The organism is Verrucosispora sp. WMMC514, assembly GCF_027497295.1.
GTDB lineage: Bacteria > Actinomycetota > Actinomycetes > Mycobacteriales > Micromonosporaceae > Micromonospora > Micromonospora palythoicola.
On record NZ_CP114906.1, the window covers coordinates 1164596 to 1186341 of the forward strand.

Here is a 21746-nt window from a genome sequence, read left to right on the forward strand (position 1 = left end):
ATGGTTTAGGCAGCCGGCTCGGCCGGTGACCTCACCATGATCTGACGTCACCGAATTCGAGCCGGCCGGGCAGGAGCTTTCGTTCCTGCCCTTTCGCGTACGAGCAGCCGGCTCGACCCGGGCACCGGCCCCGGGTGCGGTCGGCGGAAGGATGCCCACCGTGACGACCCCGGAGAACCACCGGGTCATCGACCAGCGGATCGACCGTGTGGTACCGCTGACCACCCCGGCCCTGCTGCTGCACGAGCTGCCCCTGGACGACGCCCTCACGGCGGCCGTACTGGCTGGCCGTCGGGCGGTGGGCCAGGTGCTCGACCGCGCCGACGACCGCCTGCTGGTGGTGGTCGGGCCGTGCTCGGTCCACGACCCCGCCGCCGCCCTCGACTACGCGCACCGGCTCCGGGCGGCGGCCGAGCGGGTCGACGAGGACCTGCTCGTCGTGATGCGGGTGTACTTCGAGAAGCCGCGTTCCACGGTCGGCTGGAAGGGGCTGATCAACGACCCCGGGCTGGACGGCTCCGGTGACGTCAACACGGGGCTGCGCCGTGCCCGGGCGCTGCTGCTCGACGTGCTGCGTCTCGGTCTGCCGGTGGGCTGCGAGTTCCTCGACCCGATCACCCCGCAGTACATCGCGGACACCGTCGCGTGGGGGGCGATCGGGGCGCGCACCGTGGAGAGCCAGGTGCACCGCCAGCTCGCCTCCGGGCTGTCCATGCCGATCGGCATGAAGAACCGTCCCGACGGCAGCATCGCCACCGCGGTCGACGCGATCCGGGCGGCCGGCGTACCACACGTCTTCCCGGGCATCGACGTCTCCGGCACGCCGGCGATCATGCACACCCGCGGGAACGCGGACGGCCACCTGGTGCTGCGGGGCGGCGGCGGCCGGCCGAACTACGACGCCGAGTCGGTGTCCGGGGCGCTGGACCTGCTGCGCGCCGCGGGGCTGCCGGAACGGCTGGTGGTGGATGCCAGCCACGCCAACAGCGGCAAGGACCACCGCAACCAGCCCGCGGTCGCCGCCGACGTGGCCGGGCAGATCGCCGCCGGCCAGCGCGGCATCGTCGGGATCATGCTGGAGAGCTTCCTGGTACCGGGTCGACAGGATCTCGACCCCACCCGCGAACTCACCTACGGCCAGTCCGTCACCGATGCCTGCATCGGCTGGGACACCACCGACGAGGTGCTCTCCGAACTGGCCGCCGCCGTCCGCACCCGCCGCGCCACCGCCCCCTCCCTCCCCACCCCCGCCTAGTCCCACCTCGTTGATCATGAGGTTGACGGCAGTGTTCGATCTCCACGGTGCCGTCAACCTCATGGTCAACGCGGGTGGGCTGGTGGGTGGGCTGGTGGGTGGGTGGGTGTTTTGGTGGGGTGGGGGTGGGTAGGTCACGGGGGTGAGTGACGACGTACCCGTGACCGAGGCAGCCACGGCACCTACGACCCAGGCACGGCTGCCCGACGCCATCCTGGCCGACGTGCCGGTGGTGGACACCGCCGCGCTCGATCCGCCCACCACCGATCTGCCCGGCACGGCCGCCGCGGTCGGGGACGAGGTGGAGACCGAGCAGGTGGACACCCGTCCGCTCGACGAACTGCTCGACGACATCTACCACGGTCAGGAGCGGATCAGTCAGGCGGACATCTACCGCCGCGCGGTCGCCGCGGAACTGCCGGCGCAGTTGCTGTCCCGGCTCAACGCGCTGCCGGAGGGCGAGTACGCGGCCGACGAGGTGACCGACCTGCTGGGTGGCTCGACGGGATGATCCGCCGGCGGCTGCCGGCGACGAGGAGAGGAACGCGATGACGCAGCGCGAGGAAGATCAGCACCCCCACCCGCCCGCGCTCGGCCAGCCACCGGAGGGGACGGACACCCTGCCGGAGCCAGACTTCGCCAACGAGCACGACCGCACCGCCGTCGACCGGGACATCGTCACCGGCGCCGACGAGGACGAGCGGGAACCGGAGTCACCCCGCGGCTGGTCCGGCATGCAGCGCTGAACTTCCGGGCCGCCGGAGATACAGCCGGAACCCGGAGATCGGTCGGACAACCGGAACGAGGTCGGCCCGGGATCCCGGGCCGACCTCGTCACAGGTACCTACCGTCCGTCAATCCTCCCCGCCGCCACCCTCGGCCGCCTGCTGGGCCACCGCGTACCCCATCTGCAGGAAGTCGGAGGCCGCCACCGCGGTCAACGCCGTGGCGACGAGCCGGGTCAGCCGGGGCGCGAGCACCAGTCCGCCGGTCAGACCGGTCGCCACCCACACGGCCAGACAGAACGGGCAGCTGAGCAGTTCGCCGATGGCGTGGCGGGTGGAACTGCCCGAGTCGCGTACCTGCTCCATCACCTCACCACTGCCGATCGGCCGGTCGTAGCGGGTGAAGGGGGCGCGCAACGGACTGGTCACCGCGTCCTTGGACAGCAGCCGACTGAGCTTGTGGGTGGCGATGGCGAGCAGCACCACGTCCGACGTGCTGGGTCGCTCGGGCACGGTCCGTCCGGTCACCCGCACCAGGCCGGCGATCGCACCGGTCACTGCGGCGTAGGTGCCCATCGCCGCCAGGTAACCACCCAGCGGGCGGTGCTCGTGCGGCGCGTACGCCTGGCGCAACCGCGCCACCTTCTGCTTCAGATCGCTCACCCGGCCTCCTCTTCGGGTCACGCTACGAGTGCCGCCACGGCCCGGCGGCGGGTCCGATCGGATCAGCCGGCCTGCAGGTTGTCGGCCACCTCGCGGGCCAGGCTGTCGAGTGCCTCGTCCGCCAGCCGGTCGACGTCCTCGCCACCCCCGCCGATCTCCAACCGGAGGCGGGAGCCACCGGCGTCGACCGGCTCCACCCGCAGGTCGGCCGACCAGTCGGCGCCTCGGGCGGTCCAGCGGGCGTGCAGCTGCTCGGCCTCGCCCTCCTGGGCCGGGTCGTTCGACAGCAACGGCTCGGGCAGCCAGGAGGAGATCCGGTCGGGATCGGTGGCCGTGTTGAACACCACCTCCGGAGGCGCGGACACCCCCCGCTCGGCGTACGCCATCACGCGTCCCGCAGCCGGCTCGGGTCGACCTCACGCCCCGGGTGGCGGGCGAGGTACTCGGTCTCCAGCTCGGCGGTGCGTCGCAGGTGATTGGCGAGCGCCGAGTCCGTGGCGTGGCGCAGCGTGTCCAGTCGGGTGCGGTGCAGGCTCTGCATCTCCCGGATGAGATCCTCCTCGCCCAGTTCCGCCGGATCGATGCCGAGCAGATCCGCCTCGGGGGCGGGCGTCGGCGTCCGGTCGTCGCCCCACTCAGGAATCCGCTGCTCGGGGCTCACCTCCGTACCGCCGGTGGGAAATCCGTCCGGTCGTCCCGATGCCGTCATCTCGCCCCCTCGTCCGTCCTGGGCTGGCGTCTGTACGGTTGCCCACCTCGGGTGTGGCCAAACCACGAGGCACTACGACACCGCGTCGGAGAAGGCGGCCGACTTCGGTACCCTCGTGGCATGAAGCGGCTCTGGACCCCGGCGTGGATCGCTCGCCACGTGGCCATGGTCGTGCTGGTGACCACCTTCCTCGGCCTCGGCTGGTGGCAGGTCAGCCGGGCGGCGGCGGGCAACGCCATCAGCTGGGGTTACGCCGTGGAGTGGCCGATATTCGCCGGCTTCGTGGTCTTCGTCTGGTGGCGCGAGGTGCGCCACACGTTACGGACGGCCGCTGCGCCGGACGAGCACCCGGCCGCACCGAGGTCCGCCGATCACCCGGCCGAGTCCGCCGGACCCGGCGGTGTCACCGCATCCGACGCCGGGCCGCCACGCCCGGGAATCCGTCGCCCGGTGCGGGTCGTCCGGGTCGGCGCCGGGCCCGGTGCGGACGACGCCGAGCTGGCCGCCTACAACCGCTACCTGTCATGGTTGAACGCCAATCCGGGCGCGAAGCCCGGTGACTATCCCGGCTGAACCGGGCCCGGAAGGACGGACGAGAAGTGCGCGCTGCCCTCACCCGCTACCGCGTGATCGCCTGGGTCGTCGGCGTGGTGCTGATCCTGCTGGTCGTGATCGGCATGCCACTCAAGTACGGCTTTGACAACCCGGTCGTGGTGGAGACCGTGGGCCAGGCACACGGCTTCCTCTACATGGTGTATCTGGTCGCCGCGTTCGACCTGTCCCGGCGGGCCGACTGGCCGCTCAAGCGGATGATCCTGGTGATGTTGGCCGGCACCGTACCGTTCGTCTCCTTCTGGGCCGAGCGGCGGGTGAGCGCGCTGGTCACCGCCGAGCAGCGGGAGCGCGAGCAGGAGCCCGAGCCGATCGCCGGCTAGCGACCCACCCTCACCGTCGCGGTCGCCACGGTTCGGTACCCGCCAGCGGGTCCTCCCAGCCGCCGTAGCTGTTCATCTCGCGGGCCCGGCGCAGCGCCCGGCTCACCTGGCCGAACTGGTGCTCGTCGTCGCTGCTGAACAACAGCTCGTCGCCGCCCGCCCGGCGACCCCACAGCTCGTACGCGGGTGGGCGCCAGCGGTCGCCCGCCACCGCGAGCAGCACCGGCACCAGGAACACGGCACCGAGCAGGAGGTACGCCCCGGCGGTGAGCCGTTGCAGCCCGCCGGTGAACCCGAGCAGCAGTCCCACCCCGCCGATCACCACCGTCGAGGTCAGCACGGCCCGGGTCGCCGCCCGGTCGTGTGGCCCCCGGGTGCTGTGCAGGTGGGTCAGCTCGGCGACGCGCCAACTGCTGCGCCCGACGGTGAACCGGTCGACCGTGACGATGATCCCGGGCCGCGCGTAGAGCAACGTCGGCCCGGTGCCGGCGCCTCGGGGTGTCCGTGGCGGTCGCGTCGTCGCGCCATCAGGATTCACGACCCCTCCTTCCACGGCTGGCACCGGGTCGATCACCGCCGGCCGGAGACATCGACACCGGTTGACGGGATTCCCGGCCGCGCGCTTCATTGTGGGCCGCCCGCGCCACTCCGGCTCGGGCGTTTGCGATGGTCAGAGGCCTGCCAGGGACAGGTGGTGCCGGAAACAGCGCAGCAAGTCCGGCTTGTCGGTCATAACGGCCCGGCATCCGACGTCATATGCCGGGAGCGACCAGTCCGACATGTCGCTGATAACCGCTTTGGGGCTGGTCGTGGCCTGCGTGCTTTGCCACAGCACCACCATTGGTCCCGGCTTTCTCTGCGGATGACAGGCGTCCCGTACTAGGTTGGGCGGGTCGGCTCGGCCGGCCGCCGTCCACCGGGACGGCACCGGGCCGTCGCCGTCGCGGAGCCTCAGCCGCCCGCGCCGGCCCTGGGAGAGGAGCATTCGGGCTCTTGTCGTCCCTGACGCACACGCTGCGCGCCCTGACGGCCACCGCCGTCACCTTGGCGCTGCTCATGCCAGCGACGGTGGCTCGGGCCGAGCCTTCCCCCGCCGAACTGACCCGGCGGATCGAGAAGGCCTCCGTCGAGTTGGAACGCGTGGTGGAGGCCCACAACGAGCTGCGGGAGAAGATCAAGGACAACCGTGCCGCAGTGGAGCGGCTGCAGGACCGGATCGGCCCCCTGGAGCAGCAGGCCGAGCAGAGCCGCGAGGACGTCGGCGAGATGGCGGTGACCGCGTACAAGACCGGCACCCTGGGCACCGTCGACGCGCTGCTGCACGGCGGTGACTCCACCGCGGTACTGGACCGGCTCGGCACGCTGGACCACCTGACCCGGCAGCGGCAGGCCACCATCGCCGGCTACACCGCCGACCAGCGGCGGCTGCTCGACGAGAAGACCCGGCTGGACGTGACGCTCAGCCGGCAGGCCGCGCAGTCGCGCGAGTTGTCGTCGGCGAAGAAACGGATCGAGCGCGATCTCGCCAAGCTCTACGAGCTGCGCCGGGAGGCGTACGGCCGGGCGACCGAACGACCGACGAACCGGGCCAGCAGTGCCCAGGACGCACCCGCCGTCTCCGGCAAGGCCGGCGTCGCCGTCCGGTACGCCTACGGCGCGTTGGGCAAACCGTACGCCTGGGGACAGGACGGGCCGGGCAGTTACGACTGCTCCGGGCTGACCTCGGCCGCCTGGCGGGCGGCCGGCCGGTCCCTGCCACACAACACCCGCATGCAGTGGGGAGCGGTGGCCCACATCAGTCGCGGTGAGCTGCGCCCCGGTGACCTGGTCTTCTACCGCAGCCTCGGTCACGTCGCCATCTACGTCGGTGACGGGCAGGTCATCCACGCACCGACCTTCGGCCGCAACGTGGAGAAGCGATCCGTGGACCTGATGTCGCCGTACGGCTACGGGCGGGTGCGCTGACCCACCGGCCTCGACGAGTCGATCCGGCCGCGTCCCGGCCGACGACGACAAGCGGCGAACGGCCGGCGTCCCCCTATCGGACGCCGGCCGTTCGCCGTTATTGTCTCCCGCTCAGGCCGCCTGCAGACCCTCCGCCCGGGCCAGCTCGCGGAGCCGGCCGAGCGCCTGGATCTCCAACTGCCGGATCCGCTCCCGGGACAGGGAGAACCGCGAGGCCACCTCGGTCAGCGAGTGCTCACGGCCGTCCTCCAGCCCGTACCGGGCCCGCATGATGCCGGCCGAACGGTCGTCCAGGTGGTTGAGCAGCCCTTCGATCCGCTGCCGCTCCAACCCGGTGAGCACGATCTCCTCCGGGGAGGGAGCGTCGCTGTCGGCGACCAGGTCGCCGAGGTTGGTGTCGCCGTCGTCGCCGACCGGCGTGTCCAGCGACACGGTGTCCTGCGACCAGCGGACCAGTTCGTTGACCCGCTCGACGGTGACTCCCAGCGCCGCCGCGATCTGCTCCGGCTCCGGGTCGCCGCCCAGCTCACGCGTGAGCTGCCGGGCCACGTTACGCATCCGGTTGACGTCCTCGACCAGGTGCACCGGCAGCCGCACGGTGCGCTCCTGCTGGGCGATCGCCCGGCTGATGGCCTGACGAATCCACCACGTCGCATAGGTCGAGAACTTGTAGCCGCGTTCGTAGTCGAACTTCTCGACCGCCCGGACCAGACCGGTGTTGCCCTCCTGGATCAGGTCCAGCATCGGCATGCCGGAGCGGACGTAGCGTCGGGCGATCGACACGACCAACCGCAGATTCGCCCGGATGAACAGGTCCTTGGCCCGTTCCCCGTCGGCGACCAGCCGCTCCAGTTCCTCCCGGGTGACCCCGTCGGGGACGCGGTCCTCGCCGATCAGGTGCTCGGCGTAGAGGCCGGCCTCGATCGCCTTGGAGAGATCGACCTCCTTGGCGGCGTCCAGCAGCGGCGTCCGGGAGATCTCGTGCAGGTAGACTCCGACCAGGTCGCGCTCCTCGGCGACCTCGTCAGTTCGCATTCCGATGTTCTTGTCCACGGTGCCCACGGTCCCCTCGCTCGCGCCGGTTGCCCGGTTCCTTGCCATCCCCACGCCCATCAGCCCTCCCCCGTAACCTCCGCTGTGCCCATCGGTGCTGACATCTACACAACAGATGAGACGTGTCGGGGATTCCATGTCGTGGGTCGAAAGTGTCACGAATGCCTGATAATCCGCTGAGAGCAGCGTCCATGTTTGCTGTCAGCACCCTGCCTGGCTGTCGCCGGCAGGCACCTCGTGAGGTCGACGGATCGACGGATCGCCTTCCGTCCCGGTCCATGGCAGCACTGCCCGGCCGATGGTCGCAGCGACCCGGGTCACCACCGTGCTGCGATCCTGGTCACTGCCAGATACGCGTACGTCGACCGCTCGGTTCATCCACGCCGGTGGTAATACCCCACGCCCTGATGAACAATCCGCGCGCCGGTCCTATGCCCGCGACGACAGCGTGTGCCGGCCAGCTGTCTCGTTCCCGACGCGATCGGTACGGATTCCGGGCCGTGCCGCCTTCGTCCCCGTCGCACCGGCCCACCACCCGCGGCCCGGTGTCCACCCGGATGAGGACGTCACCGGCCAGGGCGGACGGCGTCTCCGGTTCGGGCAGCGCGGCCGGGGCCCCGCCCCCGCCGACCGGTCACCGCACTAACCTCAGGCCATGGTGAATCGCAGTGTGTTGGTCACCGGAGCCACGGGCGGGCTGGGCACGGCGGTCAGCGCCGCCTTCTCGGCGGCGGGCTGGCGGGTGGTCGCGCCCCAGCGCCGACGACCGGACCCGGTGGACGGACCCGAGGGCGATGCTCCGGTCCGGATCGTCGCGGACCTGACCGACCCGCGGGATGCCGCCCGGGTGGCCGAGGTCGCGGCCGGCGATCCCGAGGCGCCGCTACGCGCGGTGGTCAACCTGGTCGGCGGATACGCCAGCGGCGGCCTGCTGCACGAGACACCGGTCGAGGACTTCGAACGGATGCTGACCATCAATCTCCGCCCGACCCACCTGGTCACCCGCGCCGCGCTGCCGCACCTGGTCGCCGCCGGCGGTGGCGCGGTGGTCTGTGTCGCGGCCCGGGCTGCGGTCGCGCCCTTCCCCGGGGCCGCCGGCTACGTGACCGCGAAAGCGGCGGTGCTCGGCTTCGCCGCCGCGGTCGCGACGGAGTACAAGGCGGCCGGGGTCCGCTGCAACTCGGTGCTGCCGAGTGTCATCGACACCCCGACCAACCGCGACGCGATGCCGGACGCCGACCACACCCGTTGGGTGGACCCGGCCGAGATCGCCTCGGTGATCCGCTTCCTCGCCTCGGACGAGTCGGCACCCACCAGCGGCGCCGCCGTACCGGTCTACGGACGGGCCTGAAGTGGGACCAGTTCCGTCACCGGAGCGACCGCCCCTGCCGGCACGGTAGCGGTCGGCTCGTTCCCGGCCGTCAGCCAGGCGTTCAGGTGCTCGCGGATCTCCCGGGCCAGTTCCTCGGCCGGGAGAGCCGCGTCGACCGGCACGAACGTCGGATACTCCGGCAGCGTGCGGTAGGCCAGGTCGGCAGCGGCCAGAAAGCCCAGGGTCTCGTGGTCGGTGCCCCGACGCTCGATCCGCCGGTACGCCTCGGTCGGCTCGACCGTCAGCAGGAACGTCAGTTGCGGCCGGGGGAAGAGTCGGTAGGTGGCCCGGATCATCCGCTCCCAGCGGTGCCCGCCGTGTGCCCGCAGACTGGCGTACTGGCAGGCCGCGTAGCGGTCCATCACGGCCACCCGACCGGTGCACAGGCCACCGAGCAGGGTCATCGCGATGGCCAACCAGCGCAGCACGGACTCCACCAGGAGCATCCCGTCCCGGCCGAGGAGACTCAGGGCATCAGGCCGACCGAGCCGGTGTGCCACCCGGCCGAGCCAGCGCCGGCCGCCGGCGTTGCGGTGGTAGGTGGCGGGATGCCCCGCCGCGGTGAGTGCCTCGGCCAGCCGGTGCGCCTGGGTGGTCTTGCCCGAGCCGTCGATGCCGATCAAGGCAATGGTGCGGAGCCGCCCCCTGCCACAGCGGACTCCCGTCGAATCGGGCGCTCCCGTCGATCTGGCCACCCTCGAAAGGCTATCCGACAGGCGCACGGTGCTCGCACCTTAGATCCGGTTTGCGCCCTGTTCATCCCCTTGCGCGCGCCGCGCAGGTGTGGGCAACCGGTATGCCGGGTACCGATCGGAGATCCCACCGGTGGCACCCCCGACGAGTCGACTGGAGAGGCGAGATGGCCGAGCGCGACGACGAGACTCTCCTACACACCCTCAAGAAGGTCGCCGCCGTGCTCAAGCAGTCCGAGATCCCGTTCGCGCTCGGCGGCAGCTTCGCCGTGTACGCGCACGGCGGACACTCCAGCGAGCACGATGTCGACTTCCTCATCCGCGAGTCCGACGTCGAACCCGCGCTGGAGGCGCTGGGGCAGGCCGGTTTCACCGCCGAGCGGCCACCGGAGGACTGGCTGGTGAAGGTCTTCGACGGTGGCCGGATGGTGGACCTGATCCACCGCCCGATCGAGACGCCGGTGACCGAGGAGACCTTCGCCGACACGGTGGTACGCCCGGTCGACGCCATCCACATGCCGGTGCTGTCGGCCACCCAGCTGATGGTGCACAAGTTGCTCAGCTTCTCCCAGCACTACTGCGACTTCGCCCGTGGGCTGCCGCTGGCCCGTTCGCTGCGGGAGCAGATCGACTGGGAACGGGTACGCAAGGAGACGCAGCACTCGCCGTACGCCGAGTCGTTCCTGGTGCTGCTGGACAGGCTGGACGTCGTGCCCTACTCCGGCACGGCCGACGGGAAGGGGAAACCGTGACCGCGCACCGCGACTCCGGCGCCGGACCGCCGGACGAGTACGTCGAGGCGGAGATCCACCGGCTGCTCACCGAGGATCCGGCCGTCGCCGAACAGGGAATCACCGTGGTCCGTACCGAACGCGCTCTCGTGCTGCACGGCGAGGTCGAGAGCGCGCACCGGCGGGAGGAGATCCTGCGCCGGGTGGCCGACCGCTTCCCGGACGTGCCGATCACCAGTGACATCGGGGTGGTCCGCACGCAGGCGCCCACGGAGATCGAGCAACTGCCCTGAGGGAGGTTCGATGGTTATCCGGATCGCCGCTGTGGGCGACGTACATCTGGACGAGGACGTGGTCGGCCGGTTCCGGCCGGCACTTGAGCAACTACCGGGCAACGTCGACGCGCTGCTGCTCGCCGGCGACCTGACCCGGCACGGCACCGAGGCGGAAGCCCGCTGCGTGGCCCGGGAGTTCGGCGGCCTGGGCGTACCGGTGATCGCCGTGCTGGGCAACCACGATCATCAGTGCGACCAGGTTCCCCAGGTGGTCGGGGCGTTGACGGAGGCGGGTATCACCGTCCTGGAGGGCGACGGGGTGGTGCTGGACTGTCCGGGCGGCCGCCTCGGCGTCGCCGGGGTGAAGGGCTTCGGTGGCGGTTTCGCCGGCCGGTGCGCCAGCGACTTCGGCGAGCCGGAGATGAAGGCGTTCGTACGGACCACGACCGAGAGCGCCGATCGGCTGGGCGAGGCACTGCGCTCGCTGGACTGCGACGTGCTGGTGGCCCTCACCCACTACGCCCCGGTGCCGGACACCCTGGCCGGCGAACCGTTGGAGATCTACCCGTTCCTCGGCTGCTACCAGCTGGGGCAGGCCATCGACGCCGCGCCGACCGCCCTCGCCCTGCACGGGCACGCCCACCACGGCACCGAGCGGGGCACCACCCCGGGCGGCGTACGCGTCCGCAACGTCGCCCACCCGGTGATCAAGCAGGCGTACAGCGTCTTCCACCTGGGCGACCACCTTGATCAAGGCGAGGTTTCCGGAGTCGCCGCCGGGGGTATTCAGCAACCATGGAGCTGATTCTCTGGATTCTCGCAGTCGTACTGGTGGTCGCCGGCATCCTCGCGTTGTTCCGCCGGCAGATTCTCTGGGGCATCGTCCTCATCGTCGTCGGGCTGCTGGTCGGCCCGGGCGGGGTCAGCATCTTCAGTTGATTCGGCGACGCAGGGCGTCGCTCACCGGACCCGCCGGGGTCGTCGCGACCGGTACTCCGTCCTCCCGACAGGAGTCACCGGGCGCGGCGACCCCGGCGTGCTGTCCGCCGACCGTGCCCGCTCCCGGTCGGCGGGCTAGCGCGCTCGCCGGTGACCACGGCCGCGACGACGGCCACCGGAAGGTTTGCCGCGCCCGCTCAGCGGAGAACCTCCGACCATGCGGACGAGTACGGAACAGATCCGACGCAACGGTGCCGGCAAGTGGTGGGCGCTCGCCGGTTTCGCGGTGGCCGTCCTGGCCGCCGCCGTGATCGGCAACCTGGCCGCCTCGGGCGCAGCCGACCAGTACGCGAGCCTCGACCGGCCCGCGTGGTCGCCGCCGTCCTGGCTCTTCGGCCCGGTCTGGAGCATCCTCTACGCCACGATCGCGTTAGCCGCCTGGCTGGTCTGGCGCCGGGTGGGCTTCGGTGTGGCCCTCGGTGCGTGGGTGGTCCAACTCGTGCTCAACGCCGCCTGGACGCCGCTTTTCTTCGCCGGTGACCGGTACGGGCTGGCGTTCGCCGAGATCATCCTGCTGTGGCTGGCGATCGGCGTGACCGTCCTGCTGTTCGCCCGGGCGAGTCGGGTGGCGGCGGTGCTGTTGCTGCCCTACTGGGCGTGGGTGACCTTCGCCGCGGCCCTCAACTACTCGATCTGGCAGCTGAACACCTGACCGGAGGGCCGGCCAGCCGTCGAACGGCTACCGCGGCAGCCATCTCCGCGATCTGACGATCGGCACCCCGCAGCGCGGCCACGACCGGGCGAACGCACCCGGGCGTGGTGACGACCACCGGCTGGCGGGCAGCGGCACGCCGCTGCCCGCCAGCCGGTCTCTCGCGCCGGGAATCTCCCTGCCGCTCGGCTCGGCCGACAGACATATCCGCTGATAGACAGGGGTCTCTCCGGTCGAGAGACGTGGGTCCATGGCCCCGGGCCAGGTTTCCGGATTGTTACTCGCTCGTGTCCGTCCAGGGGTGGACCCCGGGCGGATGCAAGCGCTTACATGTGAAAACGCCCATCGGACCGGCGCCTGGTCAACCGGATGTGATCCCGGCCGGCGCCGGACAGGAAGGAGGACGGCATGGCGATCTCTGCCAGGCCACGCCAGGCTGTCGCGATCGTTGGCGCGATCGGACTGGCACTCAGCGCCACCGCCTGCGGCACCGGAAGCAGCAGCAACGACGGCGGCAGCAGCAACGCCGATTCCGCGGAGTGCGCCCCGTACGAGAACTACCAGGGCCACTCCGGCAAGACGGTGAACATCTACTCGTCGATCCGGGACATCGAGGCCGACCGCCTGGCGGAGTCCTGGAAGCAGTTCGAGGACTGCACCGGCATCACGATCAATCACGAGGGAAGCGGCGAGTTCGAGGCCCAGCTTCCCGTGCGGGTCGACGGCGGTAACGCCCCTGACCTGGCCTTCATCCCCCAGCCCGGTCTGCTCGCCCGGTTCGCCGAGCGCAACCAGCTGAAGGCGGCCAGCGCCGAGACCAAGGCGATGGCCGAGCAGAACTACTCGCCCGACTGGCTGAAGTACAGCACCGTCAACGGCACCTTCTACGGCGCACCCCTCGGGTCGAACGTGAAGTCGTTCGTCTGGTACTCGCCGAAGATGTTCCAGGAGAACGGCTGGACCGTGCCGACCACCTGGGACCAGATGATCCAGCTCAGCGACACGATCGCGCAGAGCGACGTCAAGCCGTGGTGCGCCGGCATCGAGTCCGGTGACGCCACCGGCTGGCCGGCCACCGACTGGATCGAAGACGTGATGCTGCGGACGCAGACCCCCGAGGTCTACGACCAGTGGACCACGCACGAGATCCCCTTCAACGACCCCCGGGTCGCCGAGGCGCTGGACCGGGCCGGCACGATCCTGAAGAACGACAAGTACGTCAACGGTGGCTTCGGTGGGGTGCGCAGCATCGCCACCACCTCCTTCCAGGAGGCGGGTGTGCCGATCACGCAGGGCAAGTGCGCGCTGCACCGGCAGGCCTCCTTCTACGCCAACCAGTGGCCTGAGGGCACCCGGGTGGCCGAGGACGGCGACGTCTTCGCCTTCTACTTCCCGGCCATCGACCCCGGCAAGGGCAAGCCGGTGCTGGGCGGCGGCGAGTTCGTGACGGCCTTCGCCGACCGTCCCGAGGTGCAGGCGGTGCAGACGTACCTGGCCTCCGGCGAGTACGCCAACAGCCGCGCGAAGATCGGCGACTGGGTGTCCGCGAACAACAAGGTCGACCTGGCCAACGTCGCCAACCCGATCGACAAGCTGTCGGTGGAGATCCTCCAGGACGACAGCACGGTCTTCCGGTTCGACGGTTCCGACCTGATGCCCGCCGCCGTCGGCGCCGGGACGTTCTGGAAGGGCATGGTCGACTGGATCAACGGCGGGAACACCGCCGAAGTCCTGCAGGGCATCGAGAGCAGCTGGAAGTAGTTTCCGGTGGTGGGCCGGTCCGCGTGCGCGGGCCGGCCCACCGGCTCTACCGAGGACCCTGGGAGGGTTGATGGACTTCGACTTCGCCGAGCAGTCACCCAAACTGATGATGCTGCTGTGGGGGTTGGTGGCCTTCGCGGTGGTGGTGGGCGGCCTGCTCGTGCTGCTCGACGCGGTGCCGGCCTTCTTCGCGCGGCGACGCGAGGCGCGATTCGTGGCCGCCACCGCCAACGGGGCGCCGCCGCCCGGGCGGCCCAGGTCCCGCGAGGGGCTGTTCGCCACGTTCTTTCTGCTGCCGACGGTGGTGCTGCTGCTGATCGGCCTGGTCGTCCCGGCGCTGCGGACCACCCTGCTGTCCTTCATGGACGGCGGCAGCCAGAACTTCGTCGGCCTGGACAACTACCGCTGGATGTTCGCCGACGACTCGATCGTCCGGGTGCTGCTCAACACCCTGGTCTGGGTGACCCTCGTGCCGCTCGTCGCCACCTCGATCGGTCTGATCTACGCGGTGCTGGTCGACAAGGCCCGGCTGGAGGCGGTGGCCAAGTCGCTGATCTTCATGCCGATGGCGATCTCGTTCGTCGGCGCCAGCATCATCTGGAAGTTCGTGTACGCCTTCCGCAGCGAAGAGCAGGAACAGATCGGTCTGCTCAACCAGATCGTGGTCAGCCTCGGCGGCACACCCCGACAGTGGCTGCTCGACTCACCGCTGAACACGCTGCTGCTCATCGTGATCATGGTGTGGATCCAGGCCGGGTTCGCGATGGTGGTGCTGTCCGCGGCGATCAAGGCGATTCCGGCCGACATCGTCGAGGCCGCCCGGCTCGACGGGGTGAGCCCGTGGCAGATGTTCTGGCAGATCACCCTGCCCAGCATCCGGCCGGCGCTGATCGTGGTGGTGGTCACCATCTCGATCGCCACGCTGAAGGTCTTCGACATCGTCCGCACCTCGACCAACGGCAACTACGACACCAGCGTGATCGCGAACGAGATGTACAACCAGGCGTTCCGGTACGGCCAGAACGGGCAAGGCTCCGCGCTCGCGGTGTTCCTCTTCATCCTGGTGATCCCCATCGTGATCTTCCAGATCCGCAACCTGCGTCAGCAGCGACGGGAGGGCTGAGATGACCACCACCACTCCCCCGGTCGCCGCCGGAGCACAGGAGACCAGCGGCCGGCCGACCCGTGCGGGGCGGGTACGCAAGCGGCTGAACACCCACACCGCGACGATGGTCGCCATCGTCATCGCGGTCGTCTGGACCATCCCCACCTTCGGTCTGCTGGTCTCCTCGTTCCGGCCGGAGAATCAGATCAAGACCACCGGCTGGTGGACGTTCTTCCGCGATCCGGAGTTCACCCTCCAGAACTACCAGGAGGTGCTGTTCGGACAGTCCGCCTCGTCCGGGCAGCTCGCCAGCTACTTCGTCAACTCGTTGGTGATCACCCTGCCGGCGGTGCTGTTCCCGCTCGCCTTCGCGGCCCTGGCCGCGTACGCGCTGGCCTGGATCAACTTCCGGGGCCGTGACTGGGTGTACATCGGCATCTTCGCGCTCCAGATCGTGCCGCTGCAGATGGCCCTGGTGCCGCTGCTGAGCTTCTTCTCGCGCGGAGTCAGCCTGGGCGGCGTCACCCTGATGCCCGCCTGGAACCTCGACGGCGCGCAGAACTTCGCCCAGGTATGGTTCGCGCACACCTGCTTCGCGTTGCCGTTCGCCGTGTACCTGCTGCACAACTTCATCTCGCAACTGCCGAAGGATCTGATGGAGGCGGCCCGGGTCGACGGGGCCACCCACCCGAAGATCTTCCGCACCATCGTGCTACCCCTGGTTGCCCCGGCGCTCGCCGCGTTCGGCATCTTCCAGTTCCTCTGGGTCTGGAACGACCTGCTGGTCGGGCTCATCTTCGCCGGTGGCAGCGACGTCACCGCGCCACTCACGGTCCGCCTCGCCGAATTGGCCGGTACCCGTGGCAACGAGTGGCAACGGTTGACCGCCGGAGCGTTCGTCTCGATCGTCGTACCGCTGATCGTGTTCCTGTCGTTGCAGCGCTACTTCGTTCGTGGGCTGCTCGCCGGCAGCGTCAAGGGTTGATCCGCCGTGGTGCCGCCGCCGTCGGCGGCGGCACCACGCGGGACGTGAACGGGGTGTCACGTGACGAAGATCGACGATGTCGCCCGGCTGGCCGGCGTCTCCACGGCCACCGTCTCCCGGGCGCTGCGCGGGCTGCCGACGGTGTCCGCGGCGACCCGCAGCCGGGTGCTCGCCGCCGCCGAGCAGTTGCAGTACGCCGTGTCGCCGAGCGCCTCACGGCTGGCGGGTGGCCGGACCGGCACCGTCGCGGTGGTGGTTCCCCGGATCACCCGGTGGTTCTTCGGGGTGGTCGTCGAGGCGGCCGAGGGTTTCTTCCACCGGGCCGGATACGACCTGCTGCTGCACAACCTGGGTGGGCGGGAGCAGAACAGGCAGCGCGTCCTGCACGCCACCCACCTGCACAAGCGGGTGGACGCGATCATGCTGGTCGCCACCCCGCTGCGGGCCACCGACGTGACCGCCCTGGCCGCGCTCGACCTGCCCGGCGTCACCATCAGCTCCGGTACCACCGTGCCGGGCTGGCCCTGCGTGCGGATCGACGACGTGGCGGCGGCGCGGACCGCCACCCGGCACCTGCTGGATCTGGGGCACCGCCGGATCGCGCACATCTCTGGTGATCCCGACGACGAACTCGCCTTCAGCGCCCATCTGGACCGGCGCCGGGGGCATCAGGAGGCGTTGCGCGCGGCCGGGTTGCAGCCGGACCCGAGCCTCGACGTGGAGTCGAGTTTCGACATCGCCGGCGGCACCCGGGCCACCGAGGAACTGCTCCGCCGGGGCGACCCACCGACGGCCATCTTCGCCGCCTGCGACGAGATGGCGATGGGTGCGCTGACCGCACTGCGCGACGCCGGCCTGCGGGTACCCCAGGACGTCAGCGTGATCGGCATCGACGACCACGCCCTCTCCGGGGTGCTGGGGTTGAGCACCATCGCCCAACCGGCGGCGGAGCAGGGCCGGTTGGCCGCGCAACTGCTGCTCGACCCGCTCTGCGGGCGGGCCCTCGACAACGACGTGAGCAAACCCGATTCGTCGGTGATCCTGGACACTCGGCTGGTCGTACGTGATTCGACCGCGCCCGCCCGGGCAAACTGAACGACAGCCAGCACGCCGTCGGGGCCAACCGGGCCGGACGGCTCGACCACGGGAGTACGCCCTGAACCACGACGCGACGCAGCAGACCCCACCGACCGGATGGTGGACGGAGGCGGTGATCTACCAGATCTACCCCCGCTCGTTCGCCGACTCGGGTGGTGACGGGATCGGCGACCTGCCCGGGATCACCGCCCGCCTCGACCATCTGGCGGAGTTGGGTGTCGACGCGGTCTGGCTCTCCCCGTTCTATCCGTCCCCGCAGGCCGACGCCGGCTACGACGTGGCCGACTACCGGGACGTCGAGCCGCTGTTCGGCACGCTCGCCGATGCCGACGACCTGATCGCGAAGGCCCATGCCAACGGGTTGCGGGTGATCGTCGACCTGGTGCCCAATCACACCTCCTCGGCCCACGCCTGGTTCCAGGCCGCCCTGGCCGCCGGTCCCGGCAGTGCCGAGCGGGGACGGTACGTCTTCCGCGAGGGTCGCGGACCGGGCGGCGCGGAGCCGCCAAACGACTGGCAGAGCGTCTTCGGTGGCCCGGCCTGGACCCGGCTGCCGGACGGCCAGTGGTACCTGCACCTGTTCGACACCGCCCAGCCCGACCTGAACTGGGACAACCCCGACGTCCGCACCGAGTTCCTGGACGTGCTGCGGTTCTGGTTGGACCGGGGCGTGGACGGCTTCCGGGTCGATGTGGCGCACGGTCTGGTCAAGCAGGCCGATCTGGCCGACTGGCAGGATCCGCAGGAGATCCTCTCCGGGCAGGAGGCGGACAAGCCCCGCCCGCCGATGTGGGACCAGGACGGCGTGCACGAGGTCTACCGCGACTGGCGACGGCTGCTGGACGGCTACCCCGGCGAGCGGATCCTGGTGGCCGAGGCGTGGGTGGAGCCGGCGGAGCGGTTGGCCCGATACGTACGTCCCGACGAGATGCACCAGGCGTTCAACTTCGAGTACCTGCTCGCCTCCTGGACGGCCCCGGCCCAGTACGCGGTGATCACGCGATCGCTGGAGGCCACCGACGCGGTCGGCGCGCCCACCACCTGGGTGCTCTCCAACCACGACGTGGTGCGACACGCCTCCCGGCTCGGGCTGCCGATCGGTGCGCCCCGACCGAACGGCATCGGGATCGGCGACGAGCAGCCGGACGCCGCCACCGGGCTGCGTCGGGCCCGGGCGGCCACCCTGCTGATGCTGGCCCTGCCCGGCTCGGCCTACCTCTACCAGGGTGAGGAACTCGGGTTGCCGGAGCACACCACCCTGCCCGACGCAGCACGGCAGGACCCGACCTGGGAACGCAGCGGGCACACCCAGCGGGGCCGCGACGGGTGCCGGGTGCCGATCCCGTGGGAGGCCGACGCGCCCTCGTACGGCTTCGGGCCGACCGACGCGAGCTGGCTGCCGCAGCCGCCGGTCTGGGCCGAGTACGCGCTGGACCGTCAGCGCGGGGTGCCCGGCTCGACGTACGAGCTGTACCGGGAGGCGTTGCGGCTGCGGCGCGCGTACGGACTCGGTCGGGGCACCCTGGAGTGGCTCTCCTCCGGCGACGAGGTGCTGTCCTTCCGCAACGGTGACCTGGTGGTGTTCACCAACTTCGGGGCCGACCCGGCAACGAGGCCCGACGGCGAGGTGGTGCACAGCAGCGCACCGCTGAACGAGGACGGTTCCGTGCCCACCGACGTGACCGTCTGGGTCAGGGCGTAGCCGAGAGATCGTGGTACGGGATTGTCCCTATGCGGACGGTTCCGTACCACGATCCTTCGTGGCGCGGGTGTGCAGCAGCCGCCGCACGTCGGCGATGTCCTGCGGTGAGGTGCGGGCGGCGAGCCAGTACATGACCCCGGTGGGGATGAAGAAGAGCTGGAAGGCGGCCAGCCCGACGGCGTAGTTCAGCGGCGGCGGGAAAGCCACCCGCAGCCCGTGGAACGCCACCCCGACCAGGCCGTTGCCGGCCGCCCGCCCCACCCCGTTGACCAGGTTGCCGAGGCTGTAGACGGTGCCCCGGTTCTCCGGCGGGTTGACGTCGGCGATCAGCGCGAACCAGTTCGGCGAGTTCGCCGAGGTGAGCGCCAGGGCCAGCAACGCGGCGAGCAGACTCAACCCGACCGTCGGCTCGCTGACCACGCTGCCCAGCACCGCACCGACGACCGCGCCGGTGCCGGCCCCGTCGGGCACGTCGATGCGGATCGGCACGAAGAACAGCACCAGGTAGAACGGGAGCGCCGCGAAGATGCCGACCGAGGCGACCAACGCCCGGCCGGAGGGCGTACGCCGTTGCAGCGCGTCGCCGATCAGCCCACCGACGATGGAGAACACCCCACCGAGCTGGAACAGCGCGGCGAAGACGGCGCCCACCACGATGGCGGTTGCCTCCGAATAGCCCTGGTCCTCGGCCCGCTCGCGGAACAGCACCGGCAGCCAGACCAGCGAGCCGAAGGCGGCCTGCGCGGTGAGGCCCTGGAGGATGAGCCACCGGTTGGTCCGCCGGCCCAGGATGACCGGCAGGTCGGCCCGGCTGATCCGGTAGTCGTAGTCGCCACCGGCGGCGAGCGCGGCGGCCAGCTCCGGCTCGCTCTGACCACGCCGGATGTCGTACGTGAACAGGTAGGCCGCCGTGGCGACCAGCCCGACCACGGTGAGCACCAGGAACGGCCGACGCCAGTCGGTCGCGCCGAGCAGCCCGCCGACGAGGCCGCCGGCCACCGTGCCGACCCCCTGCGAGAGCCCCCAGAAGCTCATCACCAGGCCCCGACGGCGCGGCGTGATGAGATCGGTGACGACCGAGTAACCGACCGAACCGACCGCGCCCAGACCCACCGCGGCGAGCAGTTGCGCGGCGAGGAAGGTGGGGTAGTTCCCGGCCAGTGCGCTGCCGCCCGTTCCGGCCGCCCAGAGCAGTGTGCCGAGCATCAGCAACGGCTTGCGGTTGGTCCGGTCGCCGAAGTACGCCCAACCCACCGCCGCCACCGCGCTGATCAGAAAGCTGATCGCGGTGACCAGGCCGAGCAGCCGTTGCGGCACCTCGAAGGAATCGGCGATCGCGCCGTACAGCGGGGGCACCAGACCGATCGCCACGTTGTCCAGCGAGGCGAGCAGCACGAAGACCACGACGCTGTAGAGCCGGCGCGGCGCACTGCTGCCCCACACCCGCGCGGGTCCGCGTGTGGTCGAGGTCATGCGGGCAGCCAACCAGGGCGGGATAACGAGCCGATCACCGGGTCACCTCGCGGCGCGGCCGAGATCGTGCTCGGTCCCGGACCGGGTGGCTCCTCGTCACGTGCAGGCCACCCGATCCGGGAACGGGCGTGATCAGCCCTGGGACAACCGGTCCAGGTGGCGTTCCCGGGCCTGCGCGTAGCGCTCCCGGATGCCGGGCACCGGTTCACCGGCGTACTCCTGCGTGCCGGACGGTGTCCAGGACGGCGGCTCCCCCGTGCCCAGGGCCAACCACGCGGCCTGCCGGGCGGCACCGTCGGCGACGTACTCACCGGGCGGTGGGACCACCACCGGGCAGCCGAAGACCTGCGCCGCGATGCGACGCACCGCCGCCGAGCGGGCACCGCCACCCACCAGGATCACCCGGCGTACGGTCGCGCCGTGGGCGGCGAGTGCGTCGAGTCCGTCGGCGAGGGCGCAGAGCATCCCCTCCACGGCGGCCCGGGCCAGGTGCGCCGGGGTCGAGGTGCGCAGGGTCAGCCCGTGCACCGCCCCGGTGGCGTCCGGCCGGTTCGGGGTCCGCTCCCCCTCCAGGTACGGGACCATCACCAGCCCGTCCGCGCCGGGCGGCGCGGACAGCGCGAGGTCGGCCAGCTCGTCCAGACCGACCCGCAGCATCGCCGCGGCGGCGTCCAGCACCCGGGCCGCGTTCAGCGTGCAGACCAGCGGCAGGAACCGGCCGGTCACGTCGGCGAAGCCGGCGACGATACCGCTCGGGTCGGCCGCCGGGGTGTCCGCGACGCTGAACACCGTGCCGGAGGTGCCGATCGACACCACCACGTCGCCCGGGCGGGCACCGACGCCGAAGCCGGCGGCGGCGTTGTCGCCCGCGCCCGGCCCGAGCAGCGCCGCGCCCGGGTCGGTGGCGGAAACGGCACCGGACAGCACCGCCGGAGCCAACCGGCCGGCGGTCTCGGCGGGACCGAGCACCGTCGGCACCCGCACGGCCCGGCCGAGCGCCCGCTCCAGCAGGTCCGGCCGGTACTCGCCGCTGGCCGGGGACCAGTAGCCGGTGCCGCTGGCGTCGCTGCGATCGGTGCGCAGCGCGTCCAGCCCGGGAGCACCGGCCAGCCGCCAGGTCAGCCAGTCGTGCGGCAGGCAGACCGCCGCCACCCGGTCGGCATTCGCCGGCTCGTTGCGGGCCAGCCAGCGCAGCTTGGTGACGGTGAAGCTGGCCACCGGCACGCTGCCCACCGCGTCGGCCCAGAACCGGCGCCCGGCCTGCCCCTCGCCCGCCTCCTGGACCAGCTCGGCTGCCGCACCGGCCGACCGGGTGTCGTTCCACAGCAGCGCCGGCCGGACCACCTCCCCGGCCTCGTCGAGGCAGACCATGCCGTGCTGCTGCCCAGCCACGGAGACCGCGGCGACATCGGTCAGGCCACCGGCGGCGTCGATCGCCGTCCGAAGGGCCGACCACCAGGCCGACGGATCGACCTCGGTGCCGTCCGGGTGCGGTGCCCGGCCCTGCCGGACCAGGGCACCGGTCTCCGCGTCCCGGACGACCACCTTGCAGGACTGGGTGGAGGAGTCCACCCCGGCGACGAGCGGCATGCCGAC

The 21746-nt window shown here is 71.0% G+C and carries 25 protein-coding genes; 17 read left to right on the forward strand and 8 right to left on the reverse strand.

The genetic code is table 11. The annotated features are described in order from the left end of the window. The first annotated feature begins 151 nt into the window (after positions 1-151). The 3 genes from O7597_RS05255 to O7597_RS05265 all read left to right on the forward strand — a co-directional run bounded on the left by O7597_RS05255 (position 152) and on the right by O7597_RS05265 (position 2001). A complete protein-coding gene (locus O7597_RS05255) occupies positions 152-1255 on the forward strand; it encodes a 3-deoxy-7-phosphoheptulonate synthase (RefSeq protein WP_269737991.1) in 1104 nt (367 codons plus the stop codon). A gap of 268 nt (positions 1256-1523) precedes the next feature. Next, entirely contained in the window at positions 1524-1766 is a 243-nt protein-coding gene (locus O7597_RS05260) for a hypothetical protein (RefSeq protein ID WP_269738703.1), read from the forward strand. A 37-nt stretch (positions 1767-1803) separates the two neighbouring features. Further along, the gene (locus tag O7597_RS05265; protein ID WP_164447568.1) at positions 1804-2001 is read left to right on the forward strand and encodes a hypothetical protein; all 198 of its coding nucleotides are present in this window, start codon (positions 1804-1806) and stop codon (positions 1999-2001) included. A gap of 108 nt (positions 2002-2109) precedes the next feature. On the opposite strand, the gene O7597_RS05270 is transcribed toward O7597_RS05265, so the two are convergent. The 3 genes from O7597_RS05270 to O7597_RS05280 form a co-directional block, all read right to left on the reverse strand. Then, the gene (locus tag O7597_RS05270; RefSeq protein ID WP_269737992.1) at positions 2110-2643 is read right to left on the reverse strand and encodes a DUF1360 domain-containing protein; all 534 of its coding nucleotides are present in this window, start codon (positions 2641-2643) and stop codon (positions 2110-2112) included. A gap of 62 nt (positions 2644-2705) precedes the next feature. Beyond that, positions 2706-3029, reverse strand: coding sequence for a hypothetical protein (locus O7597_RS05275; protein WP_281582153.1), 324 nt, complete (start codon positions 3027-3029; stop codon positions 2706-2708). Continuing rightward, positions 3029-3352: a DUF6158 family protein gene (locus O7597_RS05280; protein WP_164447571.1), complete on the reverse strand. Its 324-nt coding sequence runs from the start codon at positions 3350-3352 to the stop codon at positions 3029-3031. Before O7597_RS05280 ends, O7597_RS05275 begins: the two co-directional genes overlap by 1 nt. A gap of 120 nt (positions 3353-3472) precedes the next feature. Between O7597_RS05280 and O7597_RS05285 the strand changes: the two genes are divergently transcribed. Beyond that, positions 3473-3925, forward strand: coding sequence for a hypothetical protein (locus tag O7597_RS05285; protein ID WP_281582154.1), 453 nt, complete (start codon positions 3473-3475; stop codon positions 3923-3925). 26 nt (positions 3926-3951) lie between these two features. Beyond that, positions 3952-4287: a DUF3817 domain-containing protein gene (locus tag O7597_RS05290; RefSeq protein WP_269737995.1), complete on the forward strand. Its 336-nt coding sequence runs from the start codon at positions 3952-3954 to the stop codon at positions 4285-4287. 10 nt (positions 4288-4297) lie between these two features. Here O7597_RS05290 and O7597_RS05295 read toward each other — a convergent pair whose 3' ends face one another. Beyond that, positions 4298-4825: a DUF6232 family protein gene (locus O7597_RS05295; RefSeq protein WP_269737996.1), complete on the reverse strand. Its 528-nt coding sequence runs from the start codon at positions 4823-4825 to the stop codon at positions 4298-4300. A 518-nt stretch (positions 4826-5343) separates the two neighbouring features. On the opposite strand from O7597_RS05295, the gene O7597_RS05300 reads away from it, so the two are divergent. Then, a complete protein-coding gene (locus O7597_RS05300; protein WP_281583188.1) occupies positions 5344-6252 on the forward strand; it encodes a C40 family peptidase in 909 nt (302 codons plus the stop codon). Positions 6253-6363: 111 nt separating this feature from the next. On the opposite strand, the gene O7597_RS05305 is transcribed toward O7597_RS05300, so the two are convergent. Beyond that, a complete protein-coding gene (locus O7597_RS05305; protein ID WP_269738705.1) occupies positions 6364-7353 on the reverse strand; it encodes a sigma-70 family RNA polymerase sigma factor in 990 nt (329 codons plus the stop codon). A gap of 607 nt (positions 7354-7960) precedes the next feature. On the opposite strand from O7597_RS05305, the gene O7597_RS05310 reads away from it, so the two are divergent. Next, a complete protein-coding gene (locus O7597_RS05310; RefSeq protein ID WP_281582155.1) occupies positions 7961-8656 on the forward strand; it encodes an SDR family NAD(P)-dependent oxidoreductase in 696 nt (231 codons plus the stop codon). Here O7597_RS05310 and O7597_RS05315 read toward each other — a convergent pair. Beyond that, positions 8641-9306, reverse strand: coding sequence for a dTMP kinase (locus O7597_RS05315; protein ID WP_269738706.1), 666 nt, complete (start codon positions 9304-9306; stop codon positions 8641-8643). The genes O7597_RS05310 and O7597_RS05315 overlap by 16 nt on opposite strands. A 230-nt stretch (positions 9307-9536) precedes the next feature. Here O7597_RS05315 and O7597_RS05320 point away from each other — a divergent pair, with 230 nt between their 5' ends. The 10 genes from O7597_RS05320 (at position 9537) to O7597_RS05365 (ending at position 18677) form a co-directional block, all read left to right on the forward strand. Then, positions 9537-10121: a nucleotidyltransferase gene (locus tag O7597_RS05320; protein WP_269737998.1), complete on the forward strand. Its 585-nt coding sequence runs from the start codon at positions 9537-9539 to the stop codon at positions 10119-10121. Next, positions 10118-10393 (forward strand): hypothetical protein, encoded by a 276-nt coding sequence (locus O7597_RS05325; protein ID WP_164447578.1) that lies wholly within the window; start codon positions 10118-10120, stop codon positions 10391-10393. The genes O7597_RS05320 and O7597_RS05325 overlap by 4 nt, the downstream gene beginning before the upstream one ends. 10 nt (positions 10394-10403) lie before the next feature. Then, positions 10404-11180, forward strand: a complete 777-nt coding sequence (locus O7597_RS05330) for a metallophosphoesterase (protein WP_269737999.1) — start codon at positions 10404-10406, stop codon at positions 11178-11180. Next, the gene (locus O7597_RS05335) at positions 11171-11314 is read left to right on the forward strand and encodes a GPGG-motif small membrane protein (protein ID WP_018786997.1); all 144 of its coding nucleotides are present in this window, start codon (positions 11171-11173) and stop codon (positions 11312-11314) included. Before O7597_RS05330 ends, O7597_RS05335 begins: the two co-directional genes overlap by 10 nt. Positions 11315-11531: 217 nt before the next feature. Beyond that, positions 11532-12026: a TspO/MBR family protein gene (locus O7597_RS05340; protein ID WP_269738000.1), complete on the forward strand. Its 495-nt coding sequence runs from the start codon at positions 11532-11534 to the stop codon at positions 12024-12026. A 408-nt stretch (positions 12027-12434) separates the two neighbouring features. Beyond that, entirely contained in the window at positions 12435-13787 is a 1353-nt protein-coding gene (locus tag O7597_RS05345; RefSeq protein ID WP_269738001.1) for an ABC transporter substrate-binding protein, read from the forward strand. Between the two features lie 70 nt (positions 13788-13857). Continuing rightward, positions 13858-14910, forward strand: a complete 1053-nt coding sequence (locus tag O7597_RS05350; RefSeq protein WP_269738002.1) for a sugar ABC transporter permease — start codon at positions 13858-13860, stop codon at positions 14908-14910. A gap of 1 nt (position 14911) precedes the next feature. Then, the gene (locus tag O7597_RS05355; protein WP_269738003.1) at positions 14912-15877 is read left to right on the forward strand and encodes a carbohydrate ABC transporter permease; all 966 of its coding nucleotides are present in this window, start codon (positions 14912-14914) and stop codon (positions 15875-15877) included. Between the two features lie 60 nt (positions 15878-15937). Beyond that, on the forward strand, positions 15938-16972 hold the full coding sequence (locus O7597_RS05360; protein WP_269738004.1) for a LacI family DNA-binding transcriptional regulator: 1035 nt from the start codon (positions 15938-15940) through the stop codon (positions 16970-16972). A 61-nt stretch (positions 16973-17033) separates the two neighbouring features. Next, positions 17034-18677 carry a glycoside hydrolase family 13 protein gene (locus O7597_RS05365; protein ID WP_281583189.1) on the forward strand — a complete coding sequence of 548 codons (1644 nt, stop codon included), beginning with the start codon at positions 17034-17036 and terminating at the stop codon, positions 18675-18677. 27 nt (positions 18678-18704) lie between these two features. Here the strand turns inward: O7597_RS05365 and O7597_RS05370 are convergent, their stop codons facing one another. Beyond that, a complete protein-coding gene (locus tag O7597_RS05370; protein ID WP_281582156.1) occupies positions 18705-20150 on the reverse strand; it encodes an MFS transporter in 1446 nt (481 codons plus the stop codon). A 132-nt stretch (positions 20151-20282) separates the two neighbouring features. Continuing rightward, positions 20283-21740 carry a xylulokinase gene (xylB, locus tag O7597_RS05375; protein ID WP_281582157.1) on the reverse strand — a complete coding sequence of 486 codons (1458 nt, stop codon included), beginning with the start codon at positions 21738-21740 and terminating at the stop codon, positions 20283-20285. Positions 21741-21746 lie beyond the last annotated feature (6 nt).